We start from the raw sequence: 12246 nt of genomic DNA, 5'->3' as shown, positions 1-12246 counted from the left end.
GTCATCCACCAAAACCATTATAAACGAGCTATTACCGGCGGGGTCGTTTCTACACTTTTTATGGCTATAGGCACTTTTGTACTTGGAGAGATATCGGGATACCAGGCACGCGAATTATTGACTACATCCCTCTCGGGAATCAATATGTTGTGCAATACGGTAATTCTTGGAGCCTCTACAATTCTGGCACTTATGCTTACACTTTTAAGCCTTAGCCGCGCAGCAGAATCCCAAATAAATAAAACCCATTACAGGCACGTACTTGCAATTGCAAAAGCAGATACCATTTTAATTATTGTTGCCATTATCACCTTTATGCTGTTTAATTTACCAATTACCGAAAGCCGGGAAGTTCCCAATGCCTGGTTCTCTACTATCTATTACGTAAGTCTTGGTATGGCCGCCGTGATTGGTGGTGGGTTTATAGCAGTGATCACCATGCTATACGGCACGATTGCCAATGTGATCCTTATAGTAGGCCTGCGGGTAACAGACCATCCACTGGTAGATAATGAAAATGAGGAACAGGAAACCGAAAGGTAATATCAATAAAAAAGAGACTATTCGAAAAACACTCTTCAAATTACATCAAGCTGAATTTTACTTTTTCTCTCCATAGCAGGAGTTTTAATAAAATTGTGAATGACGTGAGAATGCTTTAGAAATAGTCCCCTTTTATAAGTTAGCTAATGTTCTATTGTGGATTGTTGGTATTGAATTATTCCTGTATGCGGCTAAGTTTAGCCAGGATATCTGTTCGTTGTCCCTCATCAATATTAAAAGCCGGTTTTCCTTTTAAAGGAAATAAATAAGTGAAAGGCATCACATAAGCTCCCCAGCTTTCTGCCAGCCCATATTCGTCATTCTTACTATCCAGTTTTCCTCTTGTAAAGGTATTTAGATCACTGTCAAAAGGAGATCCATCTGCATCGGCACCGGTAAATAACATTCCGTCGTTGATATCAGAATATATCAGTACAGATCCTCCACCATTCCCGGGAAGGTCTGTAATTGTAAGGCCAAAATGTTTGATTATGTCGTGTCTTCCGGTAATATCCTTTAAAGTATCCCCATCTTTGGGAGATATCCTTGGGTGCATAAAAACGGGTGCTCCACCTGCATCTTCACTCATTGTCTTTACATCTGCATAGGCAGTCTTGTAAACAAGATGGTTGGAAATAAGGATACCTTTGATGGTATAACCATCCTTGACAAGCTTTTTCACTGCTTCTTTGGTAGAATTTTCCACCACATCAATAAGGATAATATCCTTGCGATTTATATGTCTTACCGCATACCCCTGATGTACGCCGTTTTCTCTTTCTCCTCCTTTGATAATAAAGGTATCCGGAATAAGTTTAAGAAATTTTCCGGTTTCGCCCTGCTTAATAAATTCTGCACTCTGGCTGTGCAGTATCTCCATTTTATCTACCGTCTTCATAAAATTAAAAAGTTTTTGGATTAGTGAATCAATTTACAACGGCAGGCAATTTATTCAAGGGTCTTTAATACTGTTTAACGAGTTTTTAATCTTTCATTAACGGCAGGGAAAAAGCAGAAAACTTTCCATGGTGAGAAATGCTGAAAGCCCATCCCTGCACCTCCTTGTTAAAAAAAATTACGGGTATGAAATTTTCATCTTTTTCAATGCTGAATAATGACTGCGGAAGGTCCTTCCAGCTTGAAATTCTCTCCAGAAGTATCTCTTTAATATTTGCTGAAGAAGGATAAATTTCGCTGAAGATCCCTGTCCCTGCTGATGTTGATGCAGTGGTATGTATACAGCAGTTCTTATATAGCGTTTTGGTAAAATATTCTCTCTCCTCAATTGTGACCTTCCCCGAAGCTGAAGAAGTTTCCTGTTTTAGAATTTTACATTTAAACCGGCCTGGATAGAAATTTCTCGTTAGACCACATTCCCTTTGCCGTGCCTTATATGCTGCTTCCTTCATGGACCAAATTGTCCATACTAAAAGGTCTGGATTTGCACTTTGGTAAATTTGGGTTTGTTCCTCCCGGTCAAAGATCTTTTGCAGGTATCCCGGGCGTCGCCAGTTACTTTGTGCCGCTGCTGCCTGCAGGTCTACAATATCATTGCCAATCATTCTCCCGCGAGTTTGCGTTGGATGATCTCCCTGGCATCACCGGCTGTGAGCATCCCATCCATAGAATCATTGTCGATCTCAATATTGAACTCATCTTCCACATCCAGCACAACATCAACCAGGTTGGCCGAGTTTACCTGCAAGTCATTTATAAAATCTGTTTCCTCCCCAAAATTTTCCAGGGCACTTTTCTCCTGTGCATATGGGGTTACAATAATCTTTAATTTTTCCAGGATATCATTATTGCTCATTCTATCGATATTTTATTATTAGAATTGGTTAGCTGCAGGTAATTTATCAAATTCTTTTAAAAACAACTACCGCATTAACATCTCCAAAACCAAAACTGGCTTTGGCCAGGATCTCCATTTCCCCATTTGATTGGATTGTGCTGCGCGGGACCTTTTTATCAGAGATCAAGCTCTGGATATCGGGGTGCAGATCCTCACAATTAATATTGCCAAAGATGAAATTATTCTTTAGCTGCAGTACTGAAGCCACACATTCAATGCTGCCCGAGGCACTAAGGCAATGTCCTGTCATTCCCTTAAGCGAATTGATATAGGGAAAATCATCCCCTTCCCTTTCCAGTGCCTCAACCCAGTTCTTGATCTCCACACTATCCCGCGTAGTGGCAGTGAGGTGACCGTTAATGAGGTCCACATCCCGTGCAGCGATACCCGAGTTTTGAAGAGCAGCTGTAATACAACGTTGCACCGCCTCACTATTCGCAGCGGTCATACTGCCTCCGGCCCGCTGTCCGCCGCTATTCATTTCTCCCCCCAGCACCTCGGCATATATTTTTGCCCCGCGCTCAATGGCAAGGTCGTAATCTTCCAGCACCAAAGCACCGGCACCACTTCCTGGCACAAAGCCTGTGGCAGAGGCACTCATAGGCCTCGAGGCGATTTGGGGATCCAGGTTGTATTTTCCCGGCAGGATCCTCATCGCGTCAAAACCACCCCACACATAAGGCCCGTGGTCGCCGCAGCTTCCTGCAAGCATCCGTTTTGCTTTTCCTGCTTTTATTCTTTCATAGGCCATGAGTACAGCTTCAGTACCCGTGGTACAAGCTGAGGAGTTTGTAGTTACCTGGTTGCCACAACCAAGAATTCCCCCAAGATATGCACTTATCCCGCTGGCCATGGTTTGGATCACACTGGTGCTTCCCAACCTTCGGGTTTTTCCAGCGTCAATCAAATGTATGGCTTCCCGAAATTTATCAACACCCAGGATCCCGGTTCCAAAGATGATCCCGCTGTCATATAAAACTTCTCCTTCAGGTGAGGGTTCCAGGGCGGCATCTTTCCATGCGTCCATCCCGGCAATAACTCCATATATGATCCCGCTGCTGTTAAGGCCACGAAGTTGTAATGGAGTGAAATATTTCTCCAACATTTCAGCGGGAACTTCAGGCTTCCCTCCTATCTGGCAACTGAAATTGAGTTCTTCCAGTTCCTTAAAAAACCTGATCCCGCTCTCACCTTCTCTTATTGCCTTCTCAAAAGCCTCCAATCCCACGGCATTTGGCGCCGCCACTCCCATACCTGTTATTACTACCCGGTTCATCTTTTTTATTTGGTGTTTGGGGTTTGTTTTTTAGTGTTTTCTGTTTACCGTTTTCCGTTTACCGTTTTCTGTTCCCTAGTCCGGCTTTTTTTTCTTCTCTCTTCTTTTTACTCTTTTGTCTTGTTTCTTGGTTCTTGCTTCTTGATTCTTTTCAAACAGCCACGAATGCACTAATGTTTTCTGTTTACCGTTTTCTGTTTACCGTTTTCTGTTCCCCTGGTCCGGTCTTTTTTCTCTTCTCTTTTTTCTCTGGTCTTGATTCTTGTTTCTTGCTTCTTGTTTCTTGACTCTTGTTTCTTTTCAAAATGCCACGAAGGCACTAATGTTTTCTGTTTTCTGTTTACCGTTTGCCGTTTTCAGTTCCTGGTCCGGTCTTTTTTCTCTTCTCTCTTCTCTCTGGTCTTGGCTCTTGTTTCTTGCTTCTTGATTCTTTTCAAACAGCCACGAAGGCACTAATGTTTTCTGTTTTTGTTTACCGTTTTCTGTTTACCGTTTTCTGTTTACCGTTTTCCGTTTACCGTTTTCATTTCCCTGGTTGTCTCTTCTCTCTTCTCTTTTTTCTCTGGTCTTGATTTTTGTTTCTTGCCTCTTGTTTCTTGGCTCTTGTTTCTTGGCTCTTTTCAGAATTATCCAATCATTCCCGCAATTTCACCCCTGCACACCAGTTTTCCTTCCGTATTTAGCATTTCTATTTTGCACTTGAGTTTATTAAATCTGAAATAAAGTTTTTCTGATACCACCTTTACCTCCTCTCCTGGCAGGACGGGAAGGTAGAAATCGACCGTGGTAGAACTAAGTGCAATTTTGGTTTCCTTGCGCTCCCTCAAAGAAGGTTCATTGTCCAGTAGATGAATGCCCAGGCATACCACTCCTATTTGTGCCATACATTCAGTTAATATCACACCGGGAGTTACCGGATTATCTGTAAAATGTCCCCGGTAGAAAAAAGACTCCGGCGGAAAGGTATAAGTGCCCGTGGCTCCATTCTCATCTACATAGCTAAGATCATCTACAAATAAAAAAGGCGGGGAATATGGGAGACGGGTAATGATATTTTTATAAGCCAAGATCTAATATTTTAAATTGATTAAATTGGCAGTAAAATGCCAATGAAGTTTTCAAAGACTAATTCACTGTTAGCGGGAGAACTCTAAAGCTGCAGGTCTTTTTTAAGCCAGATATTACTTTAAGTGCTCCCCGCCATTCACAGGAATGATCGCCCCGGTGATCCAGCAGGCTTCATCTTTGGAAAGCAGGTAAACAACATTTGCCACGTCATTAGGAACGGTGAGCCTGCGATAGGGATTGCGTTTTAGGGCATGTTCCTTTAGGGTCTCACTGCCCGGGATAAGCTGGAATGACCGCGTAACGGTTACTCCTGCCTGTATGCAATTACAACGAATTCCATGGGATGCAAATTCCAGTGCCATGCTGCGAGTAATGGATTCCATAGCGACTTTGGCCACAGATACTGCAGCATAGTTTGCCCAGGCCTTCTGATTTCCTTCACTCGTAAACGAGATCACCCGGGAGTCCTTTGCAAACAATTTGGCCTGGAAAACGGCTTGTGTCCAGTCGTATAAACTAAGGGCCATGGCATCCAGGGTGAGCTGAAAATCTATATTTTCAAGAATAGGGCCTTCCCCGGTCATTGGCTTTAAGTTCCCTTTGGCTATACTGTGCACAAGGGTTCTTATTTTGCCATTGCTTTTCTCAAGTATACCGGTGATCTCGGCAATAAGCCCTGCCCTTTTTTCTTTTTGGATAGCATCAATATTAAAACTTTCAAGGCGCACATCGGCATTTCTTATTTCTTCAAAGGCCTCTTCGATCTCGGGGATCTCGGCTTTCCTGTCGCGATGTATAATGATTATATTCATCCCGTGTTGTGCCAGTTTTCTAGCTGTGGCAAGGCCAAGCCCGCTGCTCCCACCAAGGATAAGGGCCCAGTAATTTTGATCTTTAAATTCTGCTACCATTTTATTAAAATTCTTTGAGCTGAAAATCCCGGTCCAAAGCTTAACATAAGCCCCTGCTCCCCTTGCGGGATATCCTGGCTTAGAAAACGCTGCAGTACATAAAGTACGGTTACACTGCTCATATTGCCATATAACCTTAAAACTTCCCGGGTATCATCAATATTCTTCCCTAAGGTACCAAAAAGATCAGAAACTGTTTGAACAATTTTTTTTCCACCGGGATGGAAAATCAGGTGATCCACTTCTTCTATAGAGGTGCCGTTTTTCTCCAGGAATGGATGAATGATATTGGGGAAATGCTGTGAGATGGTAGCCGGAACACTTTCGTCAAGTATCATTTGAAGACCGTTATTGGTGAGGCTAAAGCCCATCATATGTGTGGCATCAAAAAAGTGATACATCTCCTCTGCTACTATTTGTGGTCCCTCATCCTCCTCTCTTGAAGTCAGGAGGACGCAGGCAGCACCATCGCCAAAAATGGCAGCGCTTACCATATTGGCCATGCTGTAATCATTGAGCTGGAAAGTTGCGGTTGGACTTTCTACTGCTATTACTGCTGCACGCTTCCCGGGATTGGCTTTTAAAAAGTTACTGGCATAGATCATTCCTGAAATACCCGCGGCACAACCCATTTCTGTCACCGGCAGGCGAATTATATCCTGTTTTAAAGATAATTCGTTAATGAGGTAAGCATCCAGGGAAGGGATCATTATCCCGGTGCAGCTTACAGTGATAATATAGTCAAGGGAATCCTTATCCCAGCCGGCATTTCGTAAACTCTTCTGCAACACATTCTTACCAAGCTCCTTCACCTCACGTACATATATATTATTCTTATCCTCAAAAGAGGTAGCGGTGAAAACCTCTTCAGGAGCCATTATTGAATAACGTTTATCTACCCCGGCACCTTCAAAGATCTTCAGAACCTTCCTGCGAAAGCGCTCCTCCTGCCCTTCCAGCCATTGGTCTACAAGAGGCAGGATATCCTTAGTTTCCCTGGAGTAGCGGGGTAATTCTTTTTCTACGTGACTTATTCTTACACTCATTTTGCTTGTGGCTTTTGGATGATCCATTGGTACCTGTAGGCCCATTTCCATTTGATCTCCTGTTTGGCCGCCGGGATTTGGGCGGCAAATTTCTTTAATTCTTTTTTCTTAAATCCTCTTAGAATAGAAGTTAGCCCATCATCCCGGGCGATCTTATTATTAATAAACACCTTACAAAAGGCCTTAAAAAGTATATAGGCCTGCCTACTCCTGTGTAGATCATTGATCACGATCCCCAGCCTTGCCTGCCTGTAGAATGCTGTCATTATTTCCTCTATCTCGGGATCCTTGAAATGATGAAGGGTCAAGGTACAAAGAACAATGTCATATTCCCTGCTCCTAAAGTCATTACTAAAAATGTTTAAAGTTTCATAGTTGATCTCGGGGAAGAATTCAGATTTCCTTTCGGCTATTTCTATAGCATGCGAATTGGCATCCACACCGGTAAGACTAAGATTATAACCGGCAGCGCGGCCCCAGTTGGCTATTTCTCTCAACATGCTGCCATTCCCACAACCAATGTCCAGAATGCTGATGGGGTTTGAGCCGGGGTGTTCCAGCAAAAGCTTTTTCACCCCCTGCAGGGTGATCTTATTTCCTCCCAGCCATTTATTTACTTTGTCCAGATCATCCAGTGTAACCTCCAGCTCGGGTCCCTGCAGGTCAAAATCATCCATGATCTCCGAGTCATTCGTTCTTTTAGAAGTATTTATTTTTTTCATTCAACAGGGATTCCATGGGTTCGTTTAATAATATGTGGCAAAAGGCCGGGAAATAGCTGAACTGTATTCTGTGAAATTTCAGCCAGGGCAGGATTTAAAAGCACTTTTTGTAGCATCCTCCCGGTATTAATTCGTGATTTGAAACTCCTGTTCCATTCTGCTTCATACCTGTGCTCCAGGTTCTCTCTGCTTCCGCCGGGGGTAACCAGGTATTCCATTACCGCTTCAGAAGCCAATTTGGCGCTATGAATAGCCATAGCCATCCCATTACCGCACAAAGGGTGAATAAGGGCTGCACTGTCCCCCAGCATAAGAATATGGTCCTCAATCAAAGCTTTCCTGTCAAAAGAGATCTGGGCGATTGTAAGGTCCTTTTCAAATAGACTGGTGGCTTTGGAAAAGAATTGAGCAAGATGCCTGTTCTTTCTGAGTACCTTTTCCTTAAAGACTTCAGGATCTTTATGATCTTTAAAACTACTATAGGTAGCCAGGTAACATACATTAATGGCGCCCGTCTCTGTCATGGAGAGCCCGCAATATCCCCCTTTAAAATTGTGAAGGGAAACTGTATCCCGGGGATACCCATTCATTTGATAATGGGCTTTTATCGCCAGCCAACCGGTCTTTTTTTGGATAAAGGGACGATGTAACTTCCTGTCCAAAGCATCTCGTTTCCCATATGCTCCCAGAACTATCCCTGCCTCAGTATAACTGTGCGAAGTTTTAATCTTATGTATTCCTTCATCAAATTCAATCTCCTTTACCTCCTCTTGTTTCACTTCAATTCCCAGGCTCACCGCTTTTTTATATAAAATCTCATCCAGGGTATACCGGCTTATTCCAATGCCTCCAAGTGGAAGACGGGTATGTATTTCCTTTCCTGAAGGGGTGCTGTAAAAAAGTTTGTCGATCTCTACCGGCCCGGACGATCCCAGGTCCACTCCAAGGAATTTAAGGTAAGGGAGTACTTCTTTTGACAAATATTCCCCGCACACTTTATGGTGGGGATACATTTCTTTTTCAAAGAGGGTTACCTGTTGGCCACAAATAGCAAGATGTATTGCGGCAGACAGGCCTGCCAGGCCTCCTCCTATAACTACTATCTTGTTATTTCGTGCCAAATTAGAAATTAAGTAAAAAATCCCGGGTACAACCCGGGATCCTTCTTTTTTAAATATATAAAAAATCTAGTTTTGCTGGGCAGCCTGCTCAGCTTCTTTTTGCAATTTTTCATTAGCAACAATAGCAAGTTCTACTCTACGGTTCTTGGCGCGACCTTCAGCAGTATTATTATCATACTTCGGTTGCGATTCACCGTACCAATTGGTGGTAAAACGTCCTTGTTGCACCCCGTTGTTCACAAGGTAATTAGTAACTGCCTGCGCACGGTTCTTAGATAGTGTAAGGTTATAGCTCTCACTACCCTGGCTGTCTGTATGACCCTCTACCAAAATATTGGTATCTGGGTATTCCTTAAAGATTGCAGCAAGTTTGTTCAGGGTTTCCTGTGATCTTGCGTTGATATTGAATTTTTCAGTATCAAAATAAACTCCACTGGATTCATCAAAGGTCACATTAATACCTTCTCCCACACGCTCAACTTCAGCTCCCGGGATTTCCTGTTCTATCTCCTGTGCCTGCTTGTCCATACGATTACCAATATATGCACCTGCGGCACCACCAACAACACCACCAATAATAGCTCCAAGAGCAGTATTACCATCACCGGTATTATTACCAATTACACCGCCAACTACAGCACCACCTGCACTACCAATAACGGCTCCTTTTTGTTTATTACTCGCATTACGCGTTGCATCACAACCGTATAATAATGTAGATGCAACAAATAAAAATGCCATAAACTTATTCAATCCTATTCTCATAATTTTCGTTTTTAAAGTTTAGTAAAGTTCATTTGGATAACAAAAGGTGAACCTTCAAGGGTTACCGTTTGTTCCCAGGTCATTGAGGTCTCAGATAATTGTCTAAGGTTAATACGGAAACCCTGGTTTCCTGTTGTAGACCTGTAACGATCATCTGTAGGTTTTAACATAAGGTCATAAGCCCCATCGGGTGTATTTTCCTCATCTATGGACCAGTTAAAATAACGTTCTCCTGTTGCTTCACATCCGGGCCCCTGCAGAGTATAAGTTCCTGTATTATTATTGGAAACGAAACTCCACATACTTCCCTGGAAACAGGAGGCCGAGGCTTCGTTAAACAAGGTTACATTGAAATCCCCAGGGTTATTTGGGTAAGTAATACTGTTAAGTACCCAATCTCCCCTAAAGGTTTTTCTGGCATCTATAGCAGTTTTACTGGGTCCACAGGAGATAACCAATAATGCTGCAACCAGGATAAATAACACTTTTTTCATCTTTTTCAATTTTTGGGTTAATAAAAAAGATCCAGACATATGAATTCCTCCCATGCCCGGATCTTTTAAGTTTAATTTTTTATCGTCTAAATAATCTACTTATTAAAGAGATAACAAGAAGTACTACAAATATGTAGAAAATGATCTTTGCAATATCTGCAGCTCCTTCAGCTATACCTCCAAATCCAAAGATGGCGGCTATAATAGCGATAATTAGGAAAATAACAATTAGTCGTACCATAATATTAGTTTTTGATTAGCTTAAACTAAATTACTCTACGACTCCTCGCCACCCAAAAGATTATTAATTATTTAACAATGAAATTGTTAAGGAATACTAAATATTTCATGTTGTTCCTAAAATTTTATTAATAATCCAAAAGCTCCTGAATTTTTCCCGCCAATGAATGCTTTGGTAAATATTGATCCTCCAACGCCTTTGTGAAAGGTACAGGAGTTTCCATACTACCCAGCCTCATTACGGGAGCATCCAGAAATTCAAAGCAGTTTTCAGAAATAGAGGCAGCAATATCTGAGGCTATGCTTCCAAAAGTCGTATCCTCGGTAATAACGAGTACCTTTCCTGTCTTTTTAACCGACTTATAAATACTATCATAATCCAGTGGCTGCAGGGTTCGCAGGTCCAGGAGATCTGCCTTTATTGCCTGGTTTTCCTTTAAAGTATCCAGAGCCCAGTGCGCTCCAGCTCCATAAGAAATTATTGTGATCTCTTCTCCTTCCTGTATTAAAGCTGCCTTGCCAAAAGGGATAGTATAGTATCCCGTAGGAACCTCCTGTCTCACACTACGGTATAAAGCCTTGTGCTCAAAGAACAGCACAGGGTTTGGGTCATTAAAGGATGTGTTCAACAGGCCTTTAGCATCCAGTGGAAATGCAGGATATATCACTTTTAAACCGGGTATCTTTGTAAACCAGGCTTCATTGGTTTGGCTGTGAAAAGGCCCGGCCCCCACACCGGCACCGCAAGGCATCCTCACCACGACATCGGCCTGCTGGCCCCAGCGATAATGAACTTTTGCAAGGTAATTGGCTATTGGATTAAAACCTGAACTTACAAAATCTGCAAATTGCATTTCCACCATGGCTTTCATTCCATTAATTGAAAGCCCCATAGCAGCGGCCACTACTCCACTTTCACAAATGGGAGTATTCCTTACCCTTTCCTTTCCAAATTCCTCAAGAAAACCATCGGTTATTTTGAAGACCCCACCGTAATCGGCAATATCCTGGCCCATAAGTACCAGGTCATTATGCCGTTGCATTGATTGCCGCAAACCTGCAGAAATCGCATCTATAAACCTCACTTCTTCTTTTTCTGAATTTTCTTCAAAGTGCTCATATTCATAAGGTTTATACACATCATTTAATTCTGTACTTTCAGAAGCTATAATATTATCCTCTTCATACGCCAGTTGTAAATTGTGGTCGATCTCAGCTTTTATATCCTCTGTGAATTGTTTTTCCTGTTCTTCTGAAAGTATCTTCTCCTCCATCAAATAATTCCTGAAATTAAGGATAGGATCTTTTGAGGCCCATTCATCCATCAACTCCTGCGGGACGTACTTGGTGCCGCTTGCCTCTTCGTGCCCTCGCATTCTGAAAGTTATGAATTCCAGTAGAACGGGCCGTGGGTTTTTCCGAACGCTTTCAGCAATCTCAGAAACCCTGTTATATACTTCCAGGATATTATTTCCATCAATCTTATAAGCATCCATTCCATAACCGGCCCCACGGTCCATAAGATCTTTACAATTATACTGCTCCTTTGTAGGAGTGGAGAGTCCGTAACCATTATTTTCTATACAAAATAGCACAGGCAGGTCCCAAACCGATGCAATATTGAGTGCTTCGTGAAAGTCCCCTTCGCTGGTGCCACCTTCCCCTGTAAAAACTGCTGTAAGTTTCTTTTCCTTCCTTAGTTTATGTGCAAGAGCAATCCCATCTGCCACCCCCAGCTGCGGTCCCAGGTGAGAGATCATTCCCACGATCCTGAATTCCTGTGTCCCAAAGTGAAAGCTCCTGTCTCTGCCTTTGGTAAAACCATTAGCCTTTCCCTGCCACTGTGAGAACAATCTGTAAAGTGGGATCTCCCTGGCGGTAAAAACTCCAAGGTTCCTGTGCATAGGCAGGATGTATTCATCTTTATCCATCGCAAGGGTAACACCTATGGAAATGGCTTCCTGTCCAATCCCGCTAAACCACTTGGATATTTTTCCCTGGCGCAGCAGTATAAGCATCTTCTCCTCTATTAGCCTGGGTTTGAGCATAGCAGTATAAAGCTGCAGCAATTTGTCATTTGAAAGTCCTTCCTTATTATAAGTAAATGATATATCTGTTCCCGGTTGAGTTTCCATGTTGCAAGATTTGTTATCCAAATGTAAATAATTTTGGAGCTTTCTTCTATATCACTTAATAATTTAAACT

At 42.5% G+C, this 12246-nt stretch carries 14 protein-coding genes; 1 reads left to right on the top strand and 13 read right to left on the bottom strand.

Features of this window, described 5'->3' with window-relative positions; all coding sequences use genetic code 11:
- Positions 1-60 precede the first annotated feature (60 nt).
- Positions 61-543 (top strand): hypothetical protein, encoded by a 483-nt coding sequence (locus FHG64_RS01285; RefSeq protein ID WP_139064712.1) that lies wholly within the window; start codon positions 61-63, stop codon positions 541-543.
- 175 nt (positions 544-718) lie between these two features.
- Here the strand turns inward: FHG64_RS01285 and FHG64_RS01280 are convergent, their stop codons facing one another.
- From FHG64_RS01280 to FHG64_RS01215, 13 genes are all read right to left on the bottom strand, one after another.
- Positions 719-1441 (bottom strand): hypothetical protein, encoded by a 723-nt coding sequence (locus tag FHG64_RS01280; RefSeq protein ID WP_139064711.1) that lies wholly within the window; start codon positions 1439-1441, stop codon positions 719-721.
- An 85-nt stretch (positions 1442-1526) separates the two neighbouring features.
- The gene (locus FHG64_RS01275; RefSeq protein ID WP_139064710.1) at positions 1527-2105 is read right to left on the bottom strand and encodes a 4'-phosphopantetheinyl transferase family protein; all 579 of its coding nucleotides are present in this window, start codon (positions 2103-2105) and stop codon (positions 1527-1529) included.
- Entirely contained in the window at positions 2102-2356 is a 255-nt protein-coding gene (locus FHG64_RS01270; RefSeq protein WP_139064709.1) for an acyl carrier protein, read from the bottom strand. Before FHG64_RS01270 ends, FHG64_RS01275 begins: the two co-directional genes overlap by 4 nt.
- Before the next feature lie 46 nt (positions 2357-2402).
- Positions 2403-3674, bottom strand: a complete 1272-nt coding sequence (locus FHG64_RS01265; RefSeq protein WP_139064708.1) for a beta-ketoacyl-[acyl-carrier-protein] synthase family protein — start codon at positions 3672-3674, stop codon at positions 2403-2405.
- Between the two features lie 626 nt (positions 3675-4300).
- Positions 4301-4741 carry a 3-hydroxyacyl-ACP dehydratase FabZ family protein gene (locus FHG64_RS01255; RefSeq protein ID WP_139064707.1) on the bottom strand — a complete coding sequence of 147 codons (441 nt, stop codon included), beginning with the start codon at positions 4739-4741 and terminating at the stop codon, positions 4301-4303.
- Between the two features lie 114 nt (positions 4742-4855).
- A complete protein-coding gene (locus FHG64_RS01250; protein ID WP_139064706.1) occupies positions 4856-5653 on the bottom strand; it encodes an enoyl-ACP reductase FabI in 798 nt (265 codons plus the stop codon).
- Positions 5647-6699 carry a type III polyketide synthase gene (locus tag FHG64_RS01245; RefSeq protein WP_139067860.1) on the bottom strand — a complete coding sequence of 351 codons (1053 nt, stop codon included), beginning with the start codon at positions 6697-6699 and terminating at the stop codon, positions 5647-5649. The genes FHG64_RS01250 and FHG64_RS01245 overlap by 7 nt, the downstream gene beginning before the upstream one ends.
- Positions 6696-7421 carry a methyltransferase domain-containing protein gene (locus FHG64_RS01240; protein ID WP_139064705.1) on the bottom strand — a complete coding sequence of 242 codons (726 nt, stop codon included), beginning with the start codon at positions 7419-7421 and terminating at the stop codon, positions 6696-6698. Before FHG64_RS01240 ends, FHG64_RS01245 begins: the two co-directional genes overlap by 4 nt.
- Entirely contained in the window at positions 7418-8542 is a 1125-nt protein-coding gene (locus FHG64_RS01235; RefSeq protein WP_139064704.1) for an NAD(P)/FAD-dependent oxidoreductase, read from the bottom strand. The genes FHG64_RS01240 and FHG64_RS01235 overlap by 4 nt, the downstream gene beginning before the upstream one ends.
- A 66-nt stretch (positions 8543-8608) precedes the next feature.
- Complete coding sequence (locus tag FHG64_RS01230; protein ID WP_139064703.1) at positions 8609-9307, bottom strand: OmpA family protein; 699 nt, start codon at positions 9305-9307, stop codon at positions 8609-8611.
- A gap of 11 nt (positions 9308-9318) precedes the next feature.
- Positions 9319-9801 (bottom strand): lipocalin-like domain-containing protein, encoded by a 483-nt coding sequence (locus tag FHG64_RS01225; protein ID WP_139064702.1) that lies wholly within the window; start codon positions 9799-9801, stop codon positions 9319-9321.
- Positions 9802-9880: 79 nt separating this feature from the next.
- Positions 9881-10042, bottom strand: a complete 162-nt coding sequence (locus FHG64_RS01220) for a DUF1328 family protein (RefSeq protein ID WP_139064701.1) — start codon at positions 10040-10042, stop codon at positions 9881-9883.
- 127 nt (positions 10043-10169) lie between these two features.
- Positions 10170-12176, bottom strand: a complete 2007-nt coding sequence (locus FHG64_RS01215; protein ID WP_246054234.1) for an alpha-ketoacid dehydrogenase subunit alpha/beta — start codon at positions 12174-12176, stop codon at positions 10170-10172.
- Positions 12177-12246: the final 70 nt, after the last annotated feature.

This window comes from Antarcticibacterium flavum, assembly GCF_006159205.1.
In the GTDB taxonomy this organism is placed as follows: Bacteria; Bacteroidota; Bacteroidia; order Flavobacteriales; family Flavobacteriaceae; genus Gillisia; species Gillisia flava.
The sequence above is the reverse complement of the archived record's forward strand: the minus strand, read 5'-3'. Positions and strand labels throughout refer to the sequence as shown.